Origin of the sequence: Salinicola endophyticus (genome assembly GCF_040536835.1) — a bacterium.
GTDB lineage: Bacteria > Pseudomonadota > Gammaproteobacteria > Pseudomonadales > Halomonadaceae > Salinicola > Salinicola endophyticus_A.
Window position 1 is genome coordinate 2035727 of the sequence record NZ_CP159578.1, and the last position, 25994, is coordinate 2061720.

A 25994-nucleotide genomic window follows, 5' to 3' on the forward strand; every position below is an offset into this window, starting at 1 on the left:
CGGTACGCCGCGATGATCTCGGTGCAGGCCAGATGAGATCTGCACCGAGAGCGCTCATCTATCGACCGTTCGGTTATCGACCCAGTAAGGACGCCAGCGCATGTTGATCCCCGTGGTGCTTGCCGGCGGCGCCGGTACCCGGCTGTGGCCGATGTCGCGGGCAAGCTTTCCCAAGCAGTTCCTACCCGTGGTGGGGCCGCGCAGCATGCTGCTCGAGACCCTGGATCGCTTTGCCAGCATCGAGCCCGCCGATCCTATCGTGGTCTGCCAGGAGGCGCACCGCTTCGTGGTCGCCGAGCAGCTGCGCGAGGCCGGCTGGCGCGCAGAGATTCTGCTCGAACCGGCGCCGCGCAATACCGCGCCGGCCATTGCCCTGGCCGCGCTGCAGGCGATGGTGCGCGACCCCGACGCCATGCTGCTGGTGCTGCCGGCGGACCACGCCATTCGTGACCCCGAGGCGCTGCGCGAGGCGCTGGGGCCGGCCCAGGCGGCGGCCCGCCAGGGCCGGCTGGTGACCTTCGGGGTGATGCCGACCCGCGCCGAGATCGGCTATGGCTATATCGAGGCGAGCGAGCCGCCGAGCGCGGAGCTGGCGGTGCCGATCCAGCGTTTCGTCGAGAAGCCCGACGCCGCGACCGCCGAAGCCTATCTCGCCAGCGGCCGCTATCTGTGGAACAGCGGCATGTTCCTGATGCGCGCCGACCGTTATCTGGAGGAGCTGGGGGCGCACCGTCCGGACATGCTCGATGCGGTGACCGCCGCCTGGGAAGCGCGCCAGTCGGATCTCGATTTCCTGCGCGTGGCACCGGCGCCCTTCGCCGCCTGCGAAACCGAGTCGGTGGACTTCGCGGTGATGGAGAATACCGCCGAGGGCTGCGTGGTGGCGCTCGACGCCGGCTGGTCCGATGTCGGTTCGTGGCAGGCGCTGTGGGAGATCGCCGACAAGGATGCCGCGGGCAATGCGCTCAGTGGCGACGTCATCACCGAGGATGTGCACGGCAGTCTGATCCGCGCCGAGAGCCGCCTGGTCACGGCAGTGGGGGTCGACGACCTGCTGATCGTGGAGACCCCGGATGCGGTGCTGGTGACCCATCGCGAGCAGGCCCAGGAGGTCAAGCGGATCGCCGCGGCGCTCAAGCGCGACAACCGCAGCGAGTGGGATCTCCACCGTCGCGTGCATCGCCCCTGGGGCAGCTACGATGGCGTGCATCGCGCCGCGCGCTACCAGGTCAAGCATATCTGCGTGGCGCCGGGCGGGCGCCTCTCGCTGCAGCAGCATTTCCATCGGGCAGAGCACTGGGTGGTGGTGTGCGGCACCGCTCGGGTGACCTGTGGCGACGAGACCTTCCTGCTGACCGAGAACCAGTCCACCTATATCCCGCTGGGGGTGGTGCACCGGCTCGAGAACCCGGGCAAGATCCCGCTCGAACTGATCGAGATCCAGAGCGGCAGCTATCTGGGCGAGGACGACATCGAGCGCTTCGACGACGTCTATCGGCGCGACTGAGCGGGTCAGGCCGGCGGCTCGGTAGCGGTGGTGCGTGCCTCGCCCTGGCTCGAGGCGCCGCTACGCTCCGCGGCCGCGGTCAAGTGGTCGACCATCTCGCGCGCGATCAGCGGCAGCGAGTCGTAGTCGCGCATGCCGATCACCAGCTCGCGCTCGGCCCAGGTGTCGCTCAGCGGGACCGTCGCCAGCGACAGGCTGCCGCGGTAGGCCGAGACCGCGCGTGCCGGCAGAATGCCCACTCCCATGCCGCGATCGATCATGCGGCAGATCCCCTCGAAACTGCGTACCTGGATGCGCATGCGCAGCGCGCGCTTCAGGCGCTGGGCGTCCTGCTGCAGCAGACTGTGCAGCGAGGAGTCCTGCTCCAGCCCGATGAAGTCGTAATCCAGGGTCTCGGCAAAGGCGATGCTGGCGTGCCCGGCGAGCGGATGGTCGCTGGCGGTCACCAGCGCCAGGCGGTCGCGGCGATAGGCGCGGGTCTGCAGCTCGCCGGCGGGGATATGCGCCGAGAAGATACCGATATCGGTGAGCCCTTCGCGTACCGCGGAGATGATCTCGTGGCTCAGGCGCTCCTGCATGTCGATGCGGATCTGCGGATAGCGCCAGGTGAAGTCGCTCAGGTCCTCGGGCAGGAACTCGATCACCGCCGAGGTGTTGGCATGCATGCGCACGTGCCCGCGTATGCCCACGCTGTACTCGCTCAGATCCGCAGTCAGATGGTCGAGGCTATCCAGCATGTGGCGCGCGTGGTGCAGCAGCGCATGGCCTGCCGGGGTCAGCTCGACGCCGCGCGGGCGGCGGTAGAGCAGGGTGGTCGAGAGCTGCGTCTCGAGGTCGCTGATGCGCTTGCTCACCGCTGCCAGCGCCAGGTGCTCGCGCGCCGCCGCCCGGGTCAGGCTGTGCGAGTCGGCAATGGCGATGAACAGGCGCAGGGTGGTGAAATCGAGTCGCTTCATGGTCGGGCTGCAGGCTGACGGTGGGCCTCAGAGCCTAACCCAGCTTTCGCCTTTGGCGAAGCCTTGCTTGACGATTGCGCAATTGTCGCCGCCGCTGGGCTACGCCATGCTGAGTGGCATCTGCGGCCGGCGCGCGCCAACCTGTATGGTGCCTGCGCCTGTCGCTGCCAATCATGGGAGAAGGCGATGTCGGTAAGCGACGGTGCCCAGGCTCTGGCCGGGCTCAAGGTGATCGAACTGGGGCAACTGATCGCGGGCCCCTTTGCCAGCAAGCTGCTGGGCGAATTCGGCGCCGACGTGATCAAGATCGAACCGCCCGGCACGGGGGACCCGCTGCGCAAATGGCGCGTGCTGAAGGACGGCACTTCGCTGTGGTGGCACGTGCAGACCCGCAACAAGCGCTCGCTGGCGCTGGATCTGCGCACGGCGGAGGGGCAGTCGGTGGTGCGCCGGCTGGTGGCGGAGGCGGATATCGTGATCGAGAACTTCCGCCCCGGCACCCTGGAGCAGTGGGATCTGGGCTGGGAGGCGCTGAGCGAGCTCAATCCGCGGCTGATCATGGTGCGCATCTCCGGCTATGGCCAGACCGGCCCCTACCGCGATCGCCCGGGCTTTGGCGTGATCGGTGAAGCCATGGGCGGCCTGCGCTATCTCTCCGGCCACCCGGACCAGCCCTCGGTGCGGGTCGGCATCAGCATCGGCGACTCACTGTCGGCGCTCTACGGCGTGATCGGCGCGCTGCTGGCGCTGCAGGAGCGCCAGCGCAGCGGTCGCGGCCAGTATATCGACGTCGCCCTCTACGAGTCGGTCTTCGCCATGATGGAGAGCCTGCTGCCCGAGTACGACGCCGCCGGCGTGGTGCGCGAGCCCGCCGGCAGCGCGCTGCCCGGTATCACCCCCTCCAACGCCTATCGCTGTGCCGGCGGCGAGTACGTGCTGATCGCCGGCAACGGTGACAGTATCTTCAAGCGGCTGATGCAGGCGATCGGGCGTGGCGATCTGGCCGCTGACCCGCGTTTCGCCCACAACGATGGCCGCAGCCGGCACGCCGAACTGATCGACGGTGCGATCGAGGCGTGGACCCGCCAGCATCCGCGGGATCAGGTCCTGGACACCCTCGAGAATGCCCATGTACCGGTGGGGTATCCCTATACCGCCGAGGATATCGTCGCCGACCCGCACTATCTGGCGCGTGAAATGATCGCGCGCGTGCGCCTGGATGACGGCGCCGAACTCAAGGTGCCCGGCGTGCTGCCCAAGCTGAGTCGCACGCCGGGGCGTATCCACGGTGGCGGCCCGGCGCTGGGACAGCACACCCAGGACGTACTCGACGAGCTCGGCATCGACCGCGAGACCCAGGCCAAGATGCGCGAGCGGGGGGTGATCTGATGGCTCGTGACACACTGACACCGACCGGCGGCATGCCGCGGGGCAGCGAGCGGGTGACGCTCAACGAGGTGGCGCCCCGCGACGGCCTGCAGATCGAGACCCGGTTCGTACCCACGGAGGAGAAGATCCGCTGGATCGATGCGCTGTCGCGTACCGGGGTGGCCAAGATCGAGGCGACATCCTTCACCTCACCCAAAGCGATTCCCACGCTGCGCGATGCCGAGGCGGTGATGCAGGGGATCGAGCGCGTCGCCGGGGTCGACTACGCGGTCCTGGTGCCCAACGAGAAGGGCGCCGAGCGTGCCCTGGCGGTGGGTGTCGACGAGATCAATCTGGTGCTCTCCGCCAGCGACAGCCACGGCCGCGCCAATCTGCGCATGAGCGCCGAGCAGTCGCTGGCGCGCTTCGCCGGGATTGTCGAGATTACCCGCGGCAGCGGGGTCCGGGTCAATGCCTCGATCTCCACCGCCTTCGGCTGCCCGTTCGAGGGCGCGGTGGCGCAGCGGCGGGTGATGGAGATCATCGAGCGCCTGCTGGCGCTGGGCATACAGGGCATCAGCCTGTGCGACACCACCGGCATGGCCAATCCGCAGCAGGTCGCGACCCTGTGCGGTGCAGTGCTGGCGCGCTGGCCGTGGCTGCCGCTGACGCTGCACGTGCATGACACCCGCGGGATGGGGCTGGTCAACGCCTTCAGCGCTTGGCAGCAGGGGGTGACGCGCTTCGACGCTGCCCTGGGTGGCCTGGGCGGCTGCCCCTTTGCGCCGGGGGCCAGCGGTAATGTCTGCACCGAGGATCTGGCCCACATGTTCGCCCAGATGGGCGTGGAGACCGGCGTCGATCTGTCGCGCCTGCTCGCCGTGGCCGAGACGCTGCCGGGGATGGTCGGCCATGCGGTGCCCGGCCAGGTGGTCAAGGCCGGCACCGCCGAGCGGCGCTATCCACTGCCGGCGGGCGGCGCCTAGCGCGGCGGGAGGCGCCGACGGCGCGACTCAGTCGCTGCCCACGGTCGCGGCATCGCGCACATGCAGCGGCTGCCCGTTGGCCCAGGTGGCGGCCACGGTGCGGTCGTCACCCAGCATCATCAGCGCGAACAGGCGCTCGGCCAGCGTCGTGGCACAGCTCAGGCGGCGTGACAGCAGCGGCGTGGCGTCCGGATCGAGCACCACGATATCGGCCTCGTAGCCGGGCTGCAGGCTGCCGATCTTGTCCGCCAGATGCAGCGCACGGGCGTTGCCCAGCGTCAGCCGATAGAACCCCTGCCAGCCGGTCAGCGGCTGGCCCAGCAGCGCCCCCACCTGATACGCCCCCTGCAGGGTGCCGAAACCCGAAAGCGAGGTGCCGGCGCCGACGTCGCTGGCCAGCGAGGTGGCCAGACCGGCGTCGCGGCAGGCCAGACGATCCATCAGCCCGCTGCCGAGGAACAGATTCGAGGTCGGGCAGAAGGCGATGTTGGCACCCGGCTCGGCCAGGCGGCGGCGCTGCCCGTCATCCAGATGGATACCGTGGGCGAAGGTACTGCGCGGACCCACCAGCCCGTAGTGTTCATAGACGTCGAGATAGTCGCGCCGCTCCGGGAAGAGTTCGGCGACCCAGGCGATCTCGCCGCGGTTCTCCGACAGGTGGGTCTGCAGGTAGAGGTCCGGCGCGCTGCGCAGCACGCCGCCTACGGCGTCGAGCTGCTCGCGGGTGGAGGTCGGGGCGAAGCGCGGCGTCAAGGTGTAGGCGAGGCGGTCGCGGCCATGCCAGTCGGCGATCAGCCGCTCGCTGTCGCGCACCCCGCCGAGGGTATCGTCGGTGAGCGCCGCGGGGGCGTGGCGGTCCATCAGGACCTTGCCGGCGAGCATGCGCAGCCGACGTCGCTGGGCGGCACCGAAGAAGCTGTCGACCGAGATCGGATGCGACGAGCAGAACACCTGGGCGGTGGTGGTGCCGGCGCGTAGCAGCTCGTCGAGGAAACGCTCCGCGGATTGCCGGGCGTGCTCGGCATCGGCGAAGCGGCATTCGGCGGGAAAGGTGTAGTCGTTGAGCCAGTCGAGCAGCTGGTGGCCGTAGGAGGCCATGATATCGAGCTGCACATAGTGGACATGACTATCGATGAAGCCCGGCATCATCAGCTTGCCGCGGTAGTCGACCACCTCGATCTCCGGCGGCAGCCGGGCGGCCAGCGCGGCGTAGTCGTCGACGGCGTGGATATTCCCGTCGACGATCCAGATCGCGCCATCCTCGAGATAGCGCGTGGTATCGGGCAGCGGGGTGTTGTCCTCGCCGGGATCGTCGAGGCAGGTGAACAGGGCGCCGCGGAGCAGTCGGTGCGAGTGGGTCATGGTGGCAAGGTCATCGTCAGCGGGCGGAGGGGAAGGCATCCCGCAGCGTGGCCGCAGGAATGCCGCGATGGTGATCGTCGTCCGCCACAGCGGGCGGCGTGGAGAGCGCCAGCAGCTCGGCGGCGACGCTGATGGCAATCTCCTGGGGGCGCTTGGCGGCGCTGGCGGCGAGCCCGATGGGGCAGCGCACCCGGCTGAGCTCGGATTCGCCGAGCCCGGCCCGTCCCAGCGCCGCGCGGAAGCTCGACCACTTGCTGGCCGAGCCGATCAGCCCCAGCGAGGCGAGATCGTCACGCGGCGCCAGGGCAGCCACCAGCCGGCGGTCGAGGGCGTGGTCGTGGGTCATGATCAGCACGTGGCCGTCTCCGACCAGCCCCGCCAGCGCGGCGTCCGAAGCGTCGGCATCGACCGTGTGGCAGTGCACCCGGGGGCCGCCGGCGACACCCTCGAACGCCGTGGCGCGGCTGTCGAACCAATCGATCCGCCACGGCAGCGGTGCCAGTAGGGCGACCAGCGCCTTGCCCACGTGGCCGGCGCCGAACAGGCTCAGACGCTGCTCGGCGCCGGGGAAATGCTCGATCAGCACCTGCACGCAGCCGCCGCAGCACTGGCCCGAGCGGGCGCCGAGAACGAAGGTCTCCAGACGCGTCTGCGGCGTGGCGGACGGCGTCGCCAGCGCTTCCCGCGCCAGCGCGATCACCTGCTGTTCGAAGTGGCCGCCACCCAGGGTATCGATCACCTGTTCCGCCGTGACGACCAGTTTCGCCCCGGGCTCCCGCGGGGTCGAGCCGCTGGCGGCGACGATGCTCGCCAGCACGTGGGGCTCGCCTACCTGCTGCAGGCGATGGAGCGCCGCATGCCAGGGCTCCGGTGCCCATCCGGCCGCGATGCCGTCGGCTGCGGGGGTCATGGAGCGCCTCGCCGGCGCAGGGCCTCGGCCGCCAGCAGCACGCGCTCGGGTGTGGCTGGCGTATCCAGGTCGGGGCTCTCGCGGTAGTCGACCAGGCTGGCCAGGGCGTCGCGCAGCGCCGACCACACCGAGATCGCCAGCATGAACGGCGGCTCACCCACCGCCTTGGAGCGGTAGAGGCTGGCCTGGGAGTTGGGGTGGCCCTCCAGCAGCTCGACGTTGAACACCGGTGGCAGGTCGCCGAAGGTGGGAATCTTGTAGGTCGCCGGGCCGTCGCTGAGCAGGCGGCCCTCGGCGTTCCACTTCAGCTCCTCGCTGGTCAGCCAGCCCATCCCTTGGATGAATCCCCCCTCCACCTGGCCGCGGTCGATGGCCGGGTTGAGCGAGTCGCCGACGTCGTGGAGCACGTCGACGCGCTCGACCCGGTACTCGCCGCTCAGGGTGTCCACGCGCACCTCGCTCACCGCGGCGCCGTAGGCGAAGTAGTAGAACGGGCGCCCCTGGCCGCTGTCGCGGTCGTAGTGGATCAGCGGCGTGGCGTAGAAGCCGGTGGCCGAGAGCGAGACCCGGGCCAGGTAGGCGGCCTGGATCAGCTCGCCCCAGGCGACCCGATGGCCGGCATCGCCGTCACCGGCGACTAGCGCGCCCTGCTGCAGCGTCAGCCCCTCGCGGTCCCACTGGTAGTGCTCGGCAGCGAAGTCGAGCAGCCGCCGACGCACCTGGATGGCGGCGTCGCGCGCCGCCATGCCGTTGAGATCGGCGCCACTGGAGGCCGCGGTGGGTGAGGTGTTGGGTACCTTGTCGGTGCGCGTGGCGCTGATCCGCACCGCCGCCAGCTCGAGCCCCAGCTCCCGCGCCACCACCTGGCATATCTTGGTATGCAGACCCTGGCCCATCTCGGTGCCGCCGTGATTGATCATCACGCTGCCGTCGGTATAGACGTGGAGCAGGGCGCCGGCCTGGTTGAGATGCTTGGCAGTGAAGGAGATACCGAACTTGACCGGCGTCAGCGCCAGTCCACGCTTGATCACCGGACTCTGGCGGTTGAACGTCGTGATTGCCTCGCGGCGCTGCCAGTAGTCGCTGCTCTGGGTCAGGCGTTCGACCACGTGGTGCAGCAGCGGGTGCTGGTCGACGCGCTGGCCGTAGTGGGTGGTTTCGCGGCCTGGGCGATAGAGATTGCGCTGGCGGATGGTCAGTGGGTCCTCGCCGCGATGGCGGGCGATATCGTCCATGGCGCGCTCGATGATCATCATCCCCTGGGGGCCACCGAAGCCGCGAAAGGCGGTGTTGGAGGCCGTGTGGGTGCGCGCGCGGTGGCCGGTGACGCGTGCCGCGCCCAGCGAATAGGCGTTGTCGGCGTGGAACATGGCGCGGTCGACCACCGCCTCGGAGAGATCCGGCGAGTGGCCGCAGTCGCCGATCAGCTCGATGTCGCCGCCGAGGATCACGCCGTCGTCGTCGATGCCCAGGCGGTAGCGGTTGTGGAACGGATGGCGCTTGCCGGTGGCGCGGGTGTCTTCCGCCCGGGGCAGGCGCAGGCGCACCGCGCGTCCGTTGCGCCGGGCGAGCAGTGCCGCCATGCACGCCCAGGGCGCGGCCTGGGTCTCCTTGCCGCCGAAGCCGCCGCCCATGCGCCGGTTCTCCACCGTCACCGCATGGAACGGGATGTCGAGCACCTCGGCGACCAGCTTCTGGGTTTCACTGGGGTGCTGGTTAGAGGTGTAGACGGTCACGCCCTCGTCTTCGCTGGGGATGACCAGGCACGCCTGCCCCTCGAGATAGAAGTGCTCCTGGCCGCCGACGAACTGGTTCGCCTCCAGCACGTGAGGCGCTTGTGCCAGCGCCTGGGTCCAGTCTCCGCCGATCTGGCGGTGGGAGGGGCGCACGAGCTCACTGGCCGCGGCGGCGGCGACCGCATCGAAGCGTGGCGTCAGCGCTTCGATCTCGACCACGGCGGCGCGCACCGCACGGCGTGCCGCGGCATAGCTGGTGGCAGCCACCGCGAACAGCGGCTGGCCGACGTAACTTACGCGGGTCTCGGCGAACAGCGGGTCACCGGGGAAGACCGGGCCGATATCGCGATGGCCGGGGATGTCGCCGGCGCTGATGACGTCGACCACTCCGGGGCTACGGGCCACGGCATCGAGATCGAGTCTGAGCAGCGTGCCGTGGGCGACCTCGCTCAAGCCGACCATGGCATGCAGCGCCCCTGCCGGTGCGGGGAGGTCATCGATATAGTGGGCGCGACCGGTGACATGCTTGACCGCGCTTTCGTGGCGCGGGGCCTGAGGGTGGCGTGCCGCGGCGGGGGTGGGGTCGATGGCCTCCCGCGCCAGCGGCTCGTCGCCCTGCACCGGGGCCTCGGCGGCGGGCGCCTGCGGACGCGCCTCGGCGCTGGAGTGACCCGCCTGCAGACGTTTAGTGAGCGTACGCATCGAGCGCCACCTCCTGAGTATCGTCGCGGCTCGGGTCGAGGGTCAGCGCCCAGCGCTCGAGCAGGTTGACGGCGGCGGTCAGGCGATAGTCGGCGGAGCCGCGCACGTCGTCCAGCGGCGTCAGCGCCGCGCGCAGAGCGCGCTTGGCGTCGGCGAAGGTCGCCACCGTGGCCGGTTGGCCTTCGAGTGCGGCCTCCACCGTGGGCAACCGCAGCGGGGTCGCCGCCATGCCGCCGAAGGCCACGCGCACGTCGTGCAGACGCTCCCCGGTCTGACGCCAGTGGAAAGCGCCGAGCAGGGTCGAGATGTCGTCCTCGCGACGCTTGGAAAGTTTCCATACCCGCAGCTGTGCGCCATCCTCGGGGCGCGGCAGCCAGATGGCGGCGATGCACTCGCCCGGGCGCAGGGCGGTCTTGCGATAGTCGAGGAAGAACGCCGAGAGCGGCAGTTCGCGTTCGCCCTCGGGGCCGGCCAGTCTCAGCCGCGCCTCGAGTGCCAGCAGTACCGGCGGGGTGTCGCCGATGGGCGAGGCGTTGGCGATATTGCCGCCGATCGTGGCGCGGTGACGAATCTGGGCCGAGCCGAGGCGTTCGAGCAGATGGGCGAAGGCGGTGTAGTGGGTCTGCAGCAGTGGCTCCCACTCGCGGTAGGTGACCGCCGCACCGATCCACCACCCCTTGTCCTCTGCCTCGATGCGGCGCAGCTCGGCGACCTGGCTGAGATCGATCACCACAGGCCACTGTTCGAGCCGTTGGGTAGCGCCGAGCCACAAATCGGTGGCGCCGGCCACCAGCGGCGCCTGCGGATGTTCGCGACGCAGTTGCATGAGCTCGGCCAGGTGCTGCGGCGTGTGGTAGTGCGTGGCGTGGCTGGCGCGACCGAGTGCGCGCCAGGCCGTCTCCAGTTCGGGGTCGTCGGCCCAGCTCGGGCGGCTGTCGGGCTGCGCGGCCATGGCGTGGGCGGCATCGCGGATCGGGCGGTAGCCGGTGCAGCGGCACAGATTGCCGCCCAACGCGGCTTCCAGCGTCTGGGGAGCGAGCGGGGAGCCGGGCGTCTGGCGGCGCGACTCGTGCAAGGCGAACAGCGACATTACGATGCCGGGGGTACAGAAGCCGCACTGACTGGCGTGCCACTCGACCATGGCGGCCTGGGCCGGATGCAACGCCTCTCCTCGTGCCAGCCCCTCCACCGTGACCAGATGGCAGCCCTGGAGCTGGTGCGCCGGCGTGATACAGGCGTTGGCGGTGCGCCACGTCGCGGGCGGCTGCGAGTCGGGCTCGGCGATCGCCACGGTGCAGGCGCCGCAGTCGCCCGAGGCGCAGCCCTCCTTGGTGCCGCAGTGACCCAGGGTCTCGCGCAGCAATGTCAGCACGCTGGTGTCTGGCGCAGCCTCCACGCACTGGCGTTGGCCGTTGAGGAAGAATTCGATCATCGCTCACCCATGGTGGTGGTGTTGTCGTTATGTTGGGCGTCACACGGCACAGCCAGCGGGAAAGCCGAGCGGTGCGTGACGAGAGCCGGTAAAAACTGACCGATCGGTCAAGTCGCTACAGGTTCTCCGATCGCACGCCCCTAGGCAAGAGGGTTCGGGTAAGATTGCGCGTGGACCTTCGACGATTCAAGGAGAGCGCGTGAACGACTCGATTGCAGCGGAACCGACGGTTCGCGAGCGCAACGAACGGCGGATCTTCGATGCCGCGGAACAGGTCTTCGCGCGCCATGGCTATCGTGGTGCCAGCATCCAGGCGATCGCCGCCGCCGCCGAGCTACCCAAGTCCAACGTGCTCTATTACGTGGGCAGTAAACGCAGGCTCTACGTGGCACTGTTGGAACGCACCATGGCGCGCTGGAACACCGCGCTCAGCGATATCAGCGAAGACGATGACCCGGCCACGGTGATCGAGACGTTCATCCGCAGCAAGATGGCGCTGAGCCAGACGCACCCGCTCAGCTCGCGGCTGTTCGCCAATGAAATACTGCAGGGAGCGCCGTTTCTGCAGGAGACCCTTGCCGGCAGCATGCGCGAGTGGGTCGAGTCGCGTGCAGCGATCTTCCAGCGCTGGGCCGAGCAGGGGCGCATGGATCCGGTGGACCCGATCTGGCTGATCTTCCTGATCTGGTCGGCGACCCAGCACTACGCTGATTTCGAGGCTCAGATACTCGGTATCACCGGGCAGGCCGGTCTGGCGGATGCCGATTTCGCCGCCGCCAGCGACTGTCTATGTCAGGTGATTCTGAAGGGGTGCGGGCTGACGCGGGCGTGAAAAACCAGAGGGTTATAAACCAGAGGGGTACAGGGACGGGCTTGGGGGCAAGCCAGACTGCGAGGGGAAAACGACCGGAACGAGACGATGAGACGTCGAGAAAAACACGACGGAAGCGAGTCCCTTCGCACTCGACCTCCTGTCGAGTCTCGACCTTGAGCTCCGGCAAGCTCCTTTTGCTCTGGATCTATCCCTGGGCTTTCCCTGGCGCGATCCCTGCCATCACGCTGCATCCCTGAGCGGGTTCCTGAAGCCCGGCTTCCTGCCACGCCCATTCTAGCCGAGCGATGAGTCCGTTCGCTAATGACTTTTTCGTTTAAAATCCAATAATTACAAAAAGAAACAGTGCTCGATAAGTGCGCCGGTCCAGGCCACGAGAAGCCGTTGTTTCGATTGAAGAAAAACCCTGCCGCAAACGCGCGTGACGGGTGAAGGACGCTCTTTGCGCGGTGCTTTCAGGCAGTGCCTCGCGCTGCGCCGGATTGAGTCAGCCCGGCGCCTCGAAGGCGACACTGCGAATCAGCGCGATCACCTCCCGCCCCGGTGTCAGGCGCAGCTCGTCGCACGCCTGTCGGGTCAGGCGCGCGCGCAGCGACTGCTCGCCGACCGCCAGAAGTAGCTCCTGGGCGCTGGGGTCGTGGCTCGAGGGAGCGGTATCGACGATGCGTGCGGCGAGGCCGTTGCGATAGCTGGTCTCCGCGGGCATGGCCAGGGCGATGGCCACGTCGCGCACCCCGATGCGCAGACGTACCTCGCTGCCGAGCGGCTGGTCGATACGCGGCACGCGCAGCGTCTGGCCGTCGGCCAGGGTGACCCGGCTCAGCGCGTAGTGCGAGTCCTGGGCGGTGACCCGGCCGCACAGCCGTGACGCCGCGTCGAAGCCGCCCAGGCGGCCGCCGAGGTCGAGGCGTTGCAGCAGCGCGTCGAGCGGGCCGTGAGCCACCAGGCGCCCGCTGTCGATCAGTGCCAGGTGATCGGCGATGGCGGTGATCTCCTGGGTGTCATGGCTGACGTAGAGCACGGGAATGTCGATCTCCCGGGTCAATCGTACCAGGTAGCGCAGCAGCTCCTGCTTGCGTTCGCCATCGAGGCCGGTCAGCGGCTCGTCCAGCAGCAGCAGGCGCGGCTGGGTCAGCAGCGCGCGGCCGATGGCGACGCGCCGGGCTTCGCCACCGGAGAGCGTACCCGGCAGGCGTTCGAGCAGCGGCTCGATACCCAGCAGCGCGACCAGATCGTCGAAGCGCCCACGGGCTGTCCGCGGCATGCCGTAGGTGAGGTTGCCGCGCACCCGATAGTGGGGGAACAGGCGCGGCTCCTGGAACACCACCCCGAGTCGCCGGCGATGCACCGGCACCGCGATACCGCGCTGGCAGTGGGTCAGCCACTGCTGATCCAGGCGCACATGTCCGGCGTCCGGGCGGTCGAGGCCGGCGATCAGACGCAGCAGGCTGGTCTTGCCGCTGCCGGACTCACCGAACAGCGCGGTGACTCCGCTCGCCGCCACCTCCAGGGCCATCTCCAGGGTGAAGTCGCCGAGACGTTTGCGCAGGTCGAGCGAGAGGGTGCTGCGGGTGGTCATCGGTCGCGCTCCTGCAGGCGCTGCCGGGCGCGGCGGGCGAGCCACTCGGAAGTGATCAGCGAGAGCATCGCGATGGCGATGGAGATCGCGCACAGCCGCGCGGCGGCGGCCTCCTTGCCGGGGGTCTGGATCAGCGTGTAGAGCGCCAGCGGCAGGGTTCGGGTCTCGCCGGGGATGTTCGAGGCGAAGGTGATGGTGGCGCCGAACTCCGACAGCGCGCGGGCGAAGGCCAGCACGCTGCCGGTGAGCAGGCCGGGCAGAGCGAGTGGCAGGGTGATGGTGAACAGCACCCGCCAGCGCCCGGCACCGAGAGTCGCCGCGGCGGCCTCGAGCTTGGGGTCGACCGCTTCCAGCGACAGCCGTACCGCGCGCACCAGCAGGGGAAAGGCCATGACGCCGCCGGCCACGGCGGCGCCCTGCCAGGTGAAGGGCAGGGTGACGCCCAGCGTGGCCTGCAGCCAGTGCCCGAGCCAGCCCTGGCGCCCCAGCGCCAGCAGCAGCAGATAGCCCACCACCACCGGTGGCAGGACCAGCGGCAGGTGGATGACGCCATCCAGCAGTGACTTGCCGCGGAAGTCGTGCCGCGCCAGCAACCAGGCTAGTGCGATCCCGGGGATCAGGGTCCAGCCCACCGCGCTGCCGGCGATCTTGAGGCTCAGCGTCAGCGCCTGCCACTCCGCATCAGAGAGCACTCGGCTCAGTCGCCCGTGAGCGGCGTGAAGCCGTAGCGAGTGAATATTCGACGTGCCGCGTCACTGGCCAGCCACTGGCGCAGCGCCTCGGTGGCCGGGCTGGGCGACGGCGTGACCACCGCCATGGGGTAGGTGATCGGCGTATGGCTGGTGTCGGGGAAGACGCCGATCTGACGCACACCGTCGCTGGCTTCGGCATCCGTCTGATAGACGATCCCCAGTGGCGCTTCGCCGCGCTCCACCAGGGCCATGGCCGCGCGCACGTTGTCGCCACTGGCCAGGCGTGATTGCAACGCCGGCCACTCACCCAGGGATTGAAGCGCCTGCTTGGCGTAGATACCCGCCGGCACGTGGTCGGTATTGCCCACCGAGAGCCGCTCGCCGGGGCCCAGATGGGTGGCGATAGCGCTGCCATCCCCGGGGGTGAAGGGCGCGATCCGGCTGTTGCGCGGGGCGATCAGCACCAGCCGATTGGCGAGCAGGTCGACACGCTGAGCGACCGTGGTGCCCTGATCGGCGAGCCAGTCCATCCACTGCTCGTTGGCCGAGAGATAGAGATCCGCCGGGGCGCCGCTGGCGATCTGGCGCGCCAGGGTCGAGGAGGAGGCGTAGACCGGCACTACCTCGACGTCATGCGTCTGTTCGTAGCTGGCGATGGCGCGGTTCATGGCGTCGGTGAGCGACGCCGCGGCGAACACCTGGATGCGCTCGGCGGCGCTGGCGCTGAGCGGGAGCAGTATGAGCAGCAGGGCGCCGAGGATGGCGGCGGTGCGCAGCGCTGGCATGGCGTTCTCGCTATGTCTGCTTGGAAATAACGAGAATGACTATAGACCACCCGGGCGAGAGCGTCGATTTACCCGCCGGCGCTGAGTCCGGTGTCGGCAACCGTTGCCCGCTCAGGACTCGGGTGTCGGGGCGTGCTGCGGGCGCAGCAGCGCACGCAGGGCCGCGCTCTCCGGCGCGGCGTCGAGGCGCTGCAGCAGCGCGTGATAATGGCCGATGAGCTCGCGGGCCAAGGGGGTCAGGGTGGCGCCACCACGCTGGCTGCCGCCGGAGCTGGTGTCGACCAGCGCGGCGTCGAAGTGACGGCTCATGGTCTCCAGCAGCTGCCACGCCTTCTTGTAACTCAGGCACATCTCGCGGCAGGCGGCGGCGATCGAGCCGTGGCGCTCGATCGCCTCGAGCAGCGCGATCTTGCCCGGGCCGAGCACGATATCGCGCTCGGCGACCAGGCGCAGCTGGAGCTGGGGGCGGGGATGATGGGTGCGGGTCATCGAGAGCAAGCCGTGGCTGGGAGCGAGGCCCTACCATAGCACTCGGCTCCGGTCAGACCAGAGCCGACCGATGCGAGCGCAGCGCCGGGCGCCGCGCTCGCGATCGAGTTCAGGCGGTGCTGGCGACGCTCGCGGGGCTCGACAGACGCCAGCGCAGCCAGTCGATCGCCACGAACAGCACCAGGCTCGCTCCCATCACCGGCAGGGCGAGGCCCAGCGCCAGCGCCACCAGCAGCACGCCCAGGCGAGGCCTCCAGCCGAGCTGTGCGAAGAGCGCGCTCAGGGTCTGCGGCGCAGCGCGCGTGCCGCTCGCCGGACGCCGCTGCCACCACATCCGATAGCCCCAGCAGATCAGCGTCGCCAGACTGCCGGCCACTGCCACCAGCACCAACTGATTGGGTAGCCCGAAGAGCACGCCCATGTGCAGGTCGATGCCCCAGCGGGTGAGCTTGGCCGCCAGCGGGAAGGTGGTGAAATCGGTGCGGTCGAGCACCGCGAAGCTGTGCGGGTCGAGCGCCACCTGGTCGACCTCGGTGGGCCACTCGCGGCCGATCTCGCGTACCTGCCAGGCGCGATCCGCTGCCGCCGGCGGCAGCAGCTCGATCTTGCCCGCATGCAGGCCGGCATGGCGGGCCGCTGCCAGCGCGCGGTCGAAGTCGGCATCGCTGACCTGCGCCGCGCCCATGTGCATGCTACCCGCAGCATGATGATGCGCGGCGTGGGGATCGGCGGCGGCCGCGTCCTGCCCCTTGAGCGCCGTGGAGACACTCGGCGTGCCCCAGCCCCAGGCGTGGCGCAGTTCGGCGATATTGCCGCCGGCCCACTTCGACCAGGTGAGGCCGGTGGCGGAGAAGAACACCAGCCCCAGCGCGCCGACGATGCCCAAGGTGGCGTGTCGTTGGCGCCGACGCTGCGGGCTGGCTGCCGGCGCGCGGCGGGCGCCGCGGCGCTGCCACCAGAGGATCACGCCGCCCAGTGCCAGCAGCCATAGCCAGGAGGCGGCCAGTTCGCTGTAGACGCGTCCCGGCTCGCCCAGCAGCAGGCTGCGATGGAGCTGATCGATGGTGGTGCGTAGCGGCAGCACGCCGCTGGTGCCGTAGACCGGCAGGTCGCCGCGCACCGCCAGCGTCACCGGGTCGATGAACAGCGCGCGGTGCTGGAATTCACCCACGCCGGGGTCATCGAACATCACCCGGGTGGTCTGGCCCGGGGCGGGCGCCGGGCGCACCGCGGCGGGGGCTTGGCTGATACCCGCTGCGGCCTCGGCGGCGGCGATCTGGCGCGCCAGCGGTTGCGCCGCGCCCTCGCTCTGGGCGGTCAGGGCGTCGTGGTAGACCCACTGCTCGAGCTGCGGGGTCAGGGCATAAGCGATACCCGAGAGGGCCGCGATCAGCAGGAAGGGCCCCACGAGGAGGCCGACATAGAAGTGCAGCCGCGTGATCATCGCGAGCAGCAGTTGACGGGTGCGGCGGCGCTCGGCCGCTGCCATGGGGGTCGACATGGATATCTCCGAATTGGCGACGTCGGCCGCCTGAGTGCGGCGCGCCGACAGGGTCCGACGCCGTGAGGCGGCGGACGCTGGAAAGTCAGCTCAATGCGGCAATGATCGGTGGGGCGCGTGGCGAAAAGCGGGCGTGCGGGTCGGGCGGCGTCGCCAGCGGCGTGGGCGCTGCCACGCTGGGGGCCGCGGGTGACACGATGGGCGGCGGTATCACCGCGGGCGTGGCGATGCCCGGCGCGTGCAGGAACAGCTCGCAGTAGCCGCAGGCCGCCAGATGCCAGTGGTCGCTGGCGCTGAAGCGTGCTGCGCTGCGCATGTCGCCGGTCATGGCGGCGGACGGCGACGCAGCGTGATGCGCCGGTGTCTGCAGCGCGTGCAGCGGCATGCCACCGTGCGCTGGCATCTCCATCAGACGCTGGGACTGGCTCACCAGCGGACCGACGAACGCCATCAGCATGGCGAACAGCGCCAGCCAGGTCAGCGGTCGGTAGCAGTGGTGCCACAGGCGGGTCATGGCCGGAATCCGTCGCGTCGTCGACCCGCGACTCTAGCGCTTCCGGACGGTGGCGCCAATCGCTGGCGCCGGGGGTGTGTAACTATGTCGCAGAGGCTGGATCGTCAGTGCGTCACCATCTGGCCGTCGAGGCGATAGCCGTGCTGGTAGATGCTCTGCAGACGCACGCCGTGGCGGCCGTCCAGCTCGAGTTTGCGGCGCAGGCGGCTGACGTGGGTGTCCAGGGTACGCGTGGAGAGGCTACCGTTCTGCCCCCACACGATCTCGAGTAGATGCGCCCTCGACAGCAGTTCGCCGCTATGGGCGAAAAACAGGCTGATCAAACGATATTCCCGTTCGGTCAAGGGTACCGGACAGTCGGAGAGCAGCACCTGACGCTGATCCGCATCCAGCGCGTAGGGCCCCAGGCGATAGCGCTCGCGCTCCCTGTTCTGATCCAGCCGACGTGTCAGGGCGTTGACCCTGGCCACCAGCTCCAATGGCCGCAGCGGCTTGCCCAGGAAGTCGTCGGCACCCAGCTCCAGCGCCTTGACCACCGACGCCTCCTCGTCATTGGCGGTGATGAACAGGATCGGCCCCTGCCAGCCATCGTGGGTACGCAGATGACTCAGCACATCCATGCCGCTGGCGTCGGGGAGATACCAGTCGAGAATGATGAGATCGAACCGCTGGTTCTTCAGCGCACGCTGGAACTCGCTGGCACGGGCGTAGGTGTGCACGCGATGACCGGCGCCTTCCAGGCAGATGGTGATGAATGCCTGCTGATCGGGATCGTCTTCCAGTACGCCGATATGTATCGATGAGGTCATGCGACAACCTGTCCTTGAATGATCTGTCTCGTTTTCGATCCAGTCTGCCTCAGCGGCCTACAACTTCCCAGTCGAACTGGAGAGAACGAGAGTTCATTACGCTCACGTTTAAACCTTTATCGGCAAGATGCCGATAAAAATGTGGGGTTGCCAGGAGGATACGCTACTCGGACGCCGGCTATCGCCGATTCTTGTCTTGGCAGGTGCCGCGCGACCCAGGACTTCGTTCACCGCGCGCCTGAGATGGCTCGTTCCGCTGCAGGACTCGTTGATGCCAAGCTTGAAAGACATTCTTCCTCTGACCCGGCGGTTTTCCGGTGTGATCGTGGTCACGGTGATATTCCTCGTCAGCACCGTCACCACGGGGGGCATCACGCTGGTGCGGCAGCACGCCGCCGGCGAACAGTCGTTCGATGAGCTGACGTGGGCCGTTCATCGGTTGGATAGAGAGAGCCGTCGGATTGCGCTGCAGATCGCAACCCTCACCTCTGAAGCCGACTGGCGTGCTTTGCGGCGCGACGTCGAGGGGCTATCAAACCAGGCCGCTAGTCTGTCTCGGCCGGCTCAAGGGAAAGCGAGCGATACTCTGGCCACTGACCCGGCAGGCGCGGCGCTCGGCCAGGCAGTGGAGCGGCTACGAGCAGAAATCTCCTCGCTCTCGTCACTGCCGCAGGCTCGGCGTATGGCGGCGATACCCGAACTACTCCGTGCGGTCACCCCCCTGCTGGCGGCTTCGGAGGACCAGGTGAGGCGCGTGCATGCTCGGGTCGAGTCGCTGCACCGTTCCGACCACCGTCAACTGTCCCAGCTCTATGCGTTCGTGATGTTCCAATTGGTCATGACGGTGCTCTCCGCTGTCGTCTTGATCAAAGCGCTGTGCCGCGAGGCGAGCGAGAGCCGGAAACAGCTGCGTGAACTTGAGATCCAGCGCGTGGCCTTGAACGAGGCGCTCGAACGAGCGGAGTCGGCGAGTGTCGTCAAGTCGGACTTCATGGCCATGATGAGCCATGAGATACGCACGCCCCTCAACGGCATCGTCGGCATGGCAGATTTGCTGGATCGCGAAGTGGGTTCGTCTCAGGGAGAGCGTTATCTGGACGCCTTGAAACAGAGCGCAGCTGGCTTGCAGGTCATCATCAACGACATTCTCGACTACTCGAAGCTGGAGGCGGGCACGCTGGTCCTGGACCGTAGCGCCTTCGATCTCGAAGCGTTCGTGTCCCAGATCTGTGACACCTATCGTCTCGGTGACACCCGCGTGGCATTCGCAGCGACACTCTCCCCCGAATTGCCCAGGCAGGTGGTGGGTGATGTGACACGCCTGCGGCAGGTCGTCATGAACCTGCTCAACAACGCTTTCAAGTTCACGGCGTCAGGCCGGATTACACTCAACGTGAGTAGAGAGGATTCAGGCTGGCTGCGATTCGAGGTGAGTGACACCGGCTGTGGCATTCCCGCGCAAGATCGGGATCGACTTTTCGCGCCGTTTTCGCAAGTCGATAGTTCGATCACCCGGCGTCACGAAGGTACCGGGCTGGGACTGGCGATATGCAAACGCTTGGTAAAGGCGATGGAGGGGGAGATCGCTTTCGAGAGCCGAGAAGGCGAGGGGAGCCGTTTCTGGTTCCGTCTGCCGTTGATCGAGGCGAATGGCGAGCGTGCCGATAAGATCGACTTCGTTCCAATGGAACTGGAGTTCTGCCACGTTCTACTGGTCGAGGACAACCCGATCAATCAGCAGGTGGCCAAGGGGCTGATGGAGTCGCTGGGCCTGCGGGTGACGCTGGCCGACAACGGCAGTAAGGCACTGTCATTGTTGACCACCCGGCATGAGCTGTTCGATCTCGTCCTGATGGACATGCAGATGCCGGTACTCGATGGTGTGGAGACCACGCGACGCTGGCGTGCCTGCGAGCAGGGTCGGCGTTTGCCGATCGTGGCGATGACTGCCAACGTCATGCCCGAAGACCACCAGCGTTGCTTCGACAGCGGTATGCAGGGGGTCATCACCAAGCCGTTCACCCGCGCCAGTCTGCTGCAAGACCTCTCCAAATATCTCGCTAACCGTCATGCGCGCACGGTCGACGATAATACGCCGGCACTGGGTGAGCGGACGATGCACCTGGCCTCAGTGTCTGCTGCCGACGTTCGGTCGGTACCGCTGTTGAGCACGCCGGTCCTGAAGGAGCTGCAGGCTGCTCTGTCGCTGCAGGCGGTCGAGTTGCTATATCGTCAGTTCTTCCAGCGCTTGCCGGCACGTTTCTCAGCGCTGAACCGCGCCATCGAGGCACAGGATCCGGTCACGGTTCAGCAGGAAGCCCATGCCCTGAAGGGGGCGGCGGCAGCGCTCGGGTGCCAGGCACTCTCGATGCTCGCTGCCCACTGTGAAAGTCTGGCAAAGCAGCGTCATGATGCAAAATTGCCCGAAGCCATCCTGGCATTGATCGCCAGTGGAGAGCCTTCACGGGCTGCGGTTATCTCCTGCCTGGATATTTCGCTCCCCGGTCTCGAGACCACTAGTGCAGAGCAGGCTTGACCCGTTCGACGAGCTGTTGGTACCAGTTGTCGAAGTCCTGCGCGGAGAGCGGACGCGCCAGCCAGAAACCCTGTCCCAGATCATAGCCGGCGGCCCTGAGCAGCGCGTGCTGTTCGGGGGTTTCGATACCTTCCGCCACCACGGCCATATCGAGCCGGTGCCCCAGGTCGAGGATAGAGAGCGCGATCGCCTTGGCTCGCTTGTCCTGTTCGATACGAGAGATGAAGCTACGGTCGACCTTCAGCTCATCGAATGTCAGGCGATGAAGTTGCATCAGCGACGAGTAACCGGTGCCGAAATCGTCGAGTGACAAGCGACAGCCCCGCTGACGCAGTCCGGCGAGAACATGCTTGGCATATCCCAGACAGCCCAGCGTGGTGGACTCCGTGACCTCCAGAATAAGATCGCGGGGTGCGATGTCGTAGCGGTCGATCAAACTATCGAAGTCCTCGAACAAATTGGCAGACTTGATCCACGCGGCGGGTACATTGACCGAGAGGCTGAGGTCCCAGCGCGATTGCCGCCAGCGTTGTAGCTGACGGCAGGCGAGGTTGAGCACCTGCCAGGTCAGCTCGACGATCATCTCGTGATACTCTGCCAGGGGAATGATGACATCGGGCGACATCACGCCTCGACTCGGCTCCTGCCAGCGCACGAGCGCTTCGGCGCCAACCACGCGGTTGAGGCTCAGATCGAACTTCGGTTGGAAGACCAGGAAAAGCTCTTCCTGGGCCAGTCCACGTGCCAGATCCTCCGCAGTGGGCGTATCGGGTTTGCTGCTGGCGGGTATCAACCAGCGATCCAAATCTGCGATGAGCTTCGACTTGTGCAGAAAGCCGAGCATGCCGAGGCCGTGCTGATTGCCGTAGCGAATGATGCGATCCGCAACGCCATGGCTGCACCCGCTGATAACGAGAATGCTGGCGTCGATCTTCAGGTCGAAGAGATACTCGAGAATATCGAGCCCGGTGAACTCGCCGAGGGAGAAATCCAACAGGATCAAGTCGACATCGAGTCTTTGAGGGCATCTCGCCAGCTCTTCGAGGCCCTCGGCGGTGTCTACGCGATAGCCCCGCTGACTCAGCAGATGCTCACACAGAGAACGGATGTCGGCGTCGTCATCGATGACCAGGGCAAGTTTGCTCATGATGGAAATCTCCTGGCTGAGATTTGGCAGGCATCACGGAATTGGGATGCCTGCCCCTTGCGATATCAGAAGGAGTCCCACTCATCTTCCGCTCTGGCAGGGCTTTTTGTCCCCTGTGCGATGACTCGCTCCGAGGGAAGATTCGCTGCCGGAGCGCGCCGAGACTTCGGTGCAGCGACTTCATCTGCCGTGCTACTCAGCTTGAAGCTTGCGAGCAGGTCGTTCAGCAGCGCTACCTGATCGCGCATCTCGGAGGCCGCCGCGCGCGACTGTTCCACCATCGAGGCATTGTGCTGGGTCATGCTGTCGAGGTCGGAGACCGCCGTGTTGACCTGACTGATGCCCACGCTCTGCTCTTTGGTGCCGGCGCTGATCTCGGCGATGACGTCGTTGACGCGTCTGGCGCTCGCCATGATTTTCTTCATCGCGTCACCCGCCTCGTCCACCAGCTTCGCACCGCTCTGGGTATGCGACACCGAGGTGTCGATCAGTTCTCGAATCTGAGTGGAGGCGGCGCTGGAACGGCTGGCCAGAGTTCTTACCTCCTGCGCGACCACCGCAAAACCACGGCCATGTTCTCCGGCGCGGGCCGCCTCTACCGAGGCGTTCAGCGCCAGGATATTGGTCTGGAAGGCGATGCTGTCGATCAGACTGACGATATCGCTGATCTCGACCGAAGACTGGCGGATGTCGTTCATGGTAGCGATGACCGCCTGCATGGTTTGCTGGCCCAGCTCGGCATCACCCAAGGTCTCTTGTGTCAGGACGATGGCCTGTTGTGATGAGTCCGCCGTATTCTTGACCGTCGCTGAGATCTGTTCCATCGACGCCGATGTCTGCTGCAGATTGGACGCCGCCTGCTCGGTCTTGGCAGCCAGATTGGTGCTGCCATTGGCAATTTCATTGGCGGCGACATTGACCGATTCGGTGCTGCTTCTGACATCCTGTAGGACGCCATCGATACGCGCGATGAAGTCATCGACGCGGTTGGCGAGATCGCCGATTTCATCCTTTCTTTCACTGGCAATACGCGCGGTGAGGTCGCCATCGCCTTCGGAGATTTCGCGAACCCGCGCCGTGATCTTGCGCAGCGCCTTGGACATCAGTACCGGCCCCGCAAAGGCCAGTGAGACGGCGACTGCCAGAATGGCAAGACTGAATATCATCACGAAGATGCCTTGGGTATCGGCCCAATCCAGCACTTCATCCTCGACGGCATGGACTTTCTTGAGTGTGGCGCCCTCCGCAACGTCGAGAAGCTCTCTCATGGCATCCAGTGCCACGATAGAAGCGTTATCTGCCTGGTCTCTTGCAGCCTCTACGTCATTTTCTCCGTGCAGCCTGAACGTTTCCTCGGATGCCGTTTTCCAGGTCTGATAGCGCTGACTGAAATCCTGTGTCAACTGGACGACGTCTGGATAGTTATGCATCAGCTTCTGGAAAGCGAGCATTCTGTCCTCGACCTGTTGGGCGTTCTCTCGATAAGAAGCCTCGAGTTCTTCCGCGCGAGGCGAGCTGGGTGATACCAAGAGATAGGCCAGTTCCGCTGCCCTTGCCTGATAGATGTCCCTGTCGGCATTGAGTATGGTATTCGTCGCCTCGTTGAAGGTATCGCTGAACTCCATGAGGCGCGATTTCAGCGCTTCGATGAGACGATAATCCGCGGCACCGAGGATGATCAGCGCGATAGGCACCATCAAGAAAGCCAGCGTATATTTCACTCGGATTTGGTGTAGTTTTTCCAACATGGCGTAGGCCCCCTGCGTGGGTAGTAAGAACAAAGGTAAGGCCCGCTGCCATCGTTAGTCGACTAGCTTTCTCGAATGTTTACACTTGTTGACAAAGCATTGGTGGGATCTGCTCTCGACCTTGAAAGCACGCGAGTACCGCCGGGGATTTTGCACTTGGCAATTCGCACGTCTGGCGCCCGCGATGGGGCGAGCGCAGTCACGTCGATATCTAGTGTCTAGCGCGCAATGGCGTGCCCCTCATGGCCCAGCAGCCAGCGCTTGCGCTCGAGCCCGCCGGCGTAACCGGTGAGGCGGCCGTTGGCGCCGATCACCCGATGACACGGCACCACGATCGCCAGGGGATTGCGGCCATTGGCCGCCCCTACTGCGCGGGTGGCGGTGGGGCGGCCGATGGCCTCGGCTTGCTCGGCGTAGGAGCGGGTCTCGCCGAAGGCGATCGTGGTCAGCGCCTGCCATACCCGGCGCTGGAACTCGGTGCCGGGGGGCGCCAGCGGTAGCTCGAAACGGGTGAGCTCGCCGGCGAAATAGGCTTCGAGTTGCTGCGCACAGCGGCGGGTCAGGGCGCTCGGCCGGGCGTCGTCGCTGGCGTCGGTGACAAACCCGACCCAGGTCAGGCCGGCCTCGCTGGCGCGGATCTCGATCTCGCCCAGCGGCACGTCGGCGGGTGGGGTGTAGCGCTGGCACGCCTCGGTGTGGCCGGCGAGCGGGCAGGGCGCGAAGAAAGAAAGCGCTGCGTTCATATCACGGTGTCCCATAGTTGCAGGGTGAGGTAGCTGCGCCAGGGCGCGGCACGGGCAGGGTCGAGCGGCTGTGGCTGATGCGCCAGCGCTCGGCGCAGGCCGACATCGCCATCGAGCCAGACGTCGGGGTCGCTGAGGCCACGGAAGGCCGCGACCTTGGCGGTCCAGGGGCCGATGCCCTTGAGCCGCTGCCAGCTCGCGGGGTCGTCGCCGAGCTCACCATCCCGATAGGCGGTGGCGAAGCGCTTCAGCGTCTCGCGCCGCGCCCCCGGCAGCTTGAGGAAGGCCAGATCGCTGGCGGCGATCGCCGCCGGCGTGGGGAAGCGACGGCGGCCGGCATCATCCTGCTCGCCCAGATGGTCGATCAGCTGCTGCAGTAGACGGGTGGCGGCGACAATCGAGATCTGCTGGCCGAGCACCGCACGCACGCCCGCCTCGAATAGATCCCAGACCCCGGGCAGACGCAGCCCCGGCCTCGGCGTGAGCCCCGGCAGCGCCGCGGCGAGATGGCCTTCGATCGTCTGGGTATCGGCATCCAGATCGAGCAGCCGGCGCAGGCAGCGGACCACCTCGTCGAGCGCGGCGAGATCGCTCAGCGCCAGGCTGACGGCGAAGGCGTGGCGCTCGGGCAGGTGGTACGCGGTGAAATGGCCGGTAACCGCGCCCAGACGGAAGGTGCGTCCGAAGCGCTCGTCATCGATCCACTCCAGCCCGGTGAGCTGATGCAGGGCGTGGAAGTGGCGCAGACGCGCCCAGTCGTAGGGCGGGCGATAGGTGAGCGTCAGTGTCAGTGGCGCCTGTGGATCGCCACGCCGGCGGCGCACCGCGCTGGGGCTGAGGTGCAGCTGGCGCTGGAAGGCGTCATTGAAGCGGCGCAGGCTGCCAAAGCCGCTGGCATAGGCGATATCGGTGATCGGCAGTGCGGTGTCGTGGAGCAGCTGCTTGGCGAACAGACATTGGCGATAGAGCGCATAGGTCTTGGGCGATACCCCCAGGTGACGCTGGAACAGCTGGCGTAGATAGCGTTCACCGATACCCAGACGCCGACACAGCGCGGCCACACTGCCGCGCTGCAGGCTACCGGCATCGATCAGCGCCAGCGCTCGGCTCAGGGTGGTATGGGTGCCGCGCCAGGCGGGCGAGCGGGGGGCGCTGTCTGGGCGGCAGCGCAGGCAGGGCCGGAAACCCGCAGCAGCGGCGGCGATCGCCGAGCCGAAGTAGCGCACGTTCTCCTCGTGCGGGGGCGTCACCGGGCAGATCGGGCGGCAGTAGATGCCGGTGGTGACGACCCCGATGAAGAAACGGCCATCGAAGCGGGCGTCGCGAGCCAGGCGCGCCCGACGGCACTGCTCGGGGGCGAGCGAGAACGGCGCTTCGAGCTCGCTTGCCTGGGGAGGCGAGGCGCCTAGCCGGGCGGCGTCGGGCAGAGACGTGCTGGCGTCGGTAACGTTGAGTTGGGAAGCGTCGTGCATGGATTACGAGTCCGGCGGTTCGCGGGTGACCCCAGTGTAGCGCCTGGAAGCGCGCGAACTCGCCGGATTCGGCACCCTACGCTTTGTCTGAAAAATGCCTGCGCTCGTCCATACGGCGTTAAAAATCGGCTGGAGCGCCAGCCCGGTCAAAAATGCTCATTTACACCCCGTAAACTGGAGCGCCAGCC

The 25994-nt window shown here is 67.1% G+C and carries 21 protein-coding genes; 5 read left to right on the forward strand and 16 right to left on the reverse strand.

What is annotated here, in order from left to right:
- The first annotated feature begins 100 nt into the window (after positions 1–100).
- The gene (locus tag ABV408_RS09165) at positions 101–1507 is read left to right on the forward strand and encodes a mannose-1-phosphate guanylyltransferase/mannose-6-phosphate isomerase (RefSeq protein WP_353982087.1); all 1407 of its coding nucleotides are present in this window, start codon (positions 101–103) and stop codon (positions 1505–1507) included.
- A gap of 5 nt (positions 1508–1512) precedes the next feature.
- Here ABV408_RS09165 and ABV408_RS09170 read toward each other — a convergent pair whose 3' ends face one another.
- Positions 1513–2463 (reverse strand): LysR family transcriptional regulator, encoded by a 951-nt coding sequence (locus ABV408_RS09170; protein ID WP_353982088.1) that lies wholly within the window; start codon positions 2461–2463, stop codon positions 1513–1515.
- 186 nt (positions 2464–2649) lie between these two features.
- On the opposite strand from ABV408_RS09170, the gene ABV408_RS09175 reads away from it, so the two are divergent.
- Complete coding sequence (locus ABV408_RS09175; protein WP_353982089.1) at positions 2650–3852, forward strand: CoA transferase; 1203 nt, start codon at positions 2650–2652, stop codon at positions 3850–3852.
- Positions 3852–4817, forward strand: a complete 966-nt coding sequence (locus tag ABV408_RS09180; RefSeq protein WP_353982090.1) for a hydroxymethylglutaryl-CoA lyase — start codon at positions 3852–3854, stop codon at positions 4815–4817. The genes ABV408_RS09175 and ABV408_RS09180 overlap by 1 nt, the downstream gene beginning before the upstream one ends.
- 27 nt (positions 4818–4844) lie before the next feature.
- On the opposite strand, the gene guaD is transcribed toward ABV408_RS09180, so the two are convergent.
- From guaD to xdhA, 4 genes are read right to left on the reverse strand one after another with little or no spacing between them, the layout of a single operon-like run.
- Entirely contained in the window at positions 4845–6179 is a 1335-nt protein-coding gene (gene guaD, locus ABV408_RS09185) for a guanine deaminase (protein ID WP_353982091.1), read from the reverse strand.
- 16 nt (positions 6180–6195) lie between these two features.
- The gene (xdhC, locus tag ABV408_RS09190; RefSeq protein WP_353982092.1) at positions 6196–7089 is read right to left on the reverse strand and encodes a xanthine dehydrogenase accessory protein XdhC; all 894 of its coding nucleotides are present in this window, start codon (positions 7087–7089) and stop codon (positions 6196–6198) included.
- A complete protein-coding gene (xdhB, locus tag ABV408_RS09195; RefSeq protein ID WP_353982093.1) occupies positions 7086–9527 on the reverse strand; it encodes a xanthine dehydrogenase molybdopterin binding subunit in 2442 nt (813 codons plus the stop codon). The genes xdhC and xdhB overlap by 4 nt, the downstream gene beginning before the upstream one ends.
- The gene (gene xdhA, locus ABV408_RS09200; RefSeq protein ID WP_353982094.1) at positions 9511–10959 is read right to left on the reverse strand and encodes a xanthine dehydrogenase small subunit; all 1449 of its coding nucleotides are present in this window, start codon (positions 10957–10959) and stop codon (positions 9511–9513) included. The genes xdhB and xdhA overlap by 17 nt, the downstream gene beginning before the upstream one ends.
- Positions 10960–11158: 199 nt before the next feature.
- On the opposite strand from xdhA, the gene ABV408_RS09205 reads away from it, so the two are divergent.
- Positions 11159–11791 (forward strand): TetR family transcriptional regulator C-terminal domain-containing protein, encoded by a 633-nt coding sequence (locus tag ABV408_RS09205; protein ID WP_353982095.1) that lies wholly within the window; start codon positions 11159–11161, stop codon positions 11789–11791.
- A 487-nt stretch (positions 11792–12278) separates the two neighbouring features.
- Here the strand turns inward: ABV408_RS09205 and modC are convergent, their stop codons facing one another.
- The 7 genes from modC to ABV408_RS09240 all read right to left on the reverse strand — a co-directional run bounded on the left by modC (position 12279) and on the right by ABV408_RS09240 (position 18160).
- Entirely contained in the window at positions 12279–13370 is a 1092-nt protein-coding gene (gene modC, locus ABV408_RS09210; RefSeq protein ID WP_353982096.1) for a molybdenum ABC transporter ATP-binding protein, read from the reverse strand.
- On the reverse strand, positions 13367–14062 hold the full coding sequence (modB, locus tag ABV408_RS09215) for a molybdate ABC transporter permease subunit (RefSeq protein ID WP_353982097.1): 696 nt from the start codon (positions 14060–14062) through the stop codon (positions 13367–13369). The genes modC and modB overlap by 4 nt, the downstream gene beginning before the upstream one ends.
- 5 nt (positions 14063–14067) lie before the next feature.
- On the reverse strand, positions 14068–14847 hold the full coding sequence (gene modA, locus ABV408_RS09220; protein WP_353982098.1) for a molybdate ABC transporter substrate-binding protein: 780 nt from the start codon (positions 14845–14847) through the stop codon (positions 14068–14070).
- A 111-nt stretch (positions 14848–14958) separates the two neighbouring features.
- The gene (locus ABV408_RS09225; RefSeq protein ID WP_353982099.1) at positions 14959–15336 is read right to left on the reverse strand and encodes a LysR family transcriptional regulator; all 378 of its coding nucleotides are present in this window, start codon (positions 15334–15336) and stop codon (positions 14959–14961) included.
- 109 nt (positions 15337–15445) lie between these two features.
- A complete protein-coding gene (locus tag ABV408_RS09230; RefSeq protein ID WP_353982100.1) occupies positions 15446–16837 on the reverse strand; it encodes a PepSY-associated TM helix domain-containing protein in 1392 nt (463 codons plus the stop codon).
- An 85-nt stretch (positions 16838–16922) separates the two neighbouring features.
- Positions 16923–17351, reverse strand: a complete 429-nt coding sequence (locus tag ABV408_RS09235) for a DUF2946 domain-containing protein (protein ID WP_353982101.1) — start codon at positions 17349–17351, stop codon at positions 16923–16925.
- Positions 17352–17455: 104 nt separating this feature from the next.
- Complete coding sequence (locus ABV408_RS09240; RefSeq protein ID WP_353982102.1) at positions 17456–18160, reverse strand: response regulator transcription factor; 705 nt, start codon at positions 18158–18160, stop codon at positions 17456–17458.
- Between the two features lie 271 nt (positions 18161–18431).
- Between ABV408_RS09240 and ABV408_RS09245 the strand changes: the two genes are divergently transcribed.
- Positions 18432–20696, forward strand: coding sequence for an ATP-binding protein (locus ABV408_RS09245; protein WP_353982103.1), 2265 nt, complete (start codon positions 18432–18434; stop codon positions 20694–20696).
- On the opposite strand, the gene ABV408_RS09250 is transcribed toward ABV408_RS09245, so the two are convergent.
- The 4 genes from ABV408_RS09250 to ABV408_RS09265 all read right to left on the reverse strand — a co-directional run bounded on the left by ABV408_RS09250 (position 20677) and on the right by ABV408_RS09265 (position 25806).
- Entirely contained in the window at positions 20677–21843 is a 1167-nt protein-coding gene (locus ABV408_RS09250) for an EAL domain-containing response regulator (protein WP_353982104.1), read from the reverse strand. The two genes, ABV408_RS09245 and ABV408_RS09250, sit on opposite strands and share 20 nt — an antisense overlap.
- A 65-nt stretch (positions 21844–21908) precedes the next feature.
- The gene (locus ABV408_RS09255) at positions 21909–23591 is read right to left on the reverse strand and encodes a methyl-accepting chemotaxis protein (protein ID WP_353982105.1); all 1683 of its coding nucleotides are present in this window, start codon (positions 23589–23591) and stop codon (positions 21909–21911) included.
- Between the two features lie 218 nt (positions 23592–23809).
- Entirely contained in the window at positions 23810–24334 is a 525-nt protein-coding gene (locus ABV408_RS09260) for a methylated-DNA--[protein]-cysteine S-methyltransferase (RefSeq protein WP_353982106.1), read from the reverse strand.
- Positions 24331–25806 carry an AlkA N-terminal domain-containing protein gene (locus ABV408_RS09265; protein ID WP_353982107.1) on the reverse strand — a complete coding sequence of 492 codons (1476 nt, stop codon included), beginning with the start codon at positions 25804–25806 and terminating at the stop codon, positions 24331–24333. Before ABV408_RS09265 ends, ABV408_RS09260 begins: the two co-directional genes overlap by 4 nt.
- Between the last annotated feature and the right edge of the window lie 188 nt (positions 25807–25994).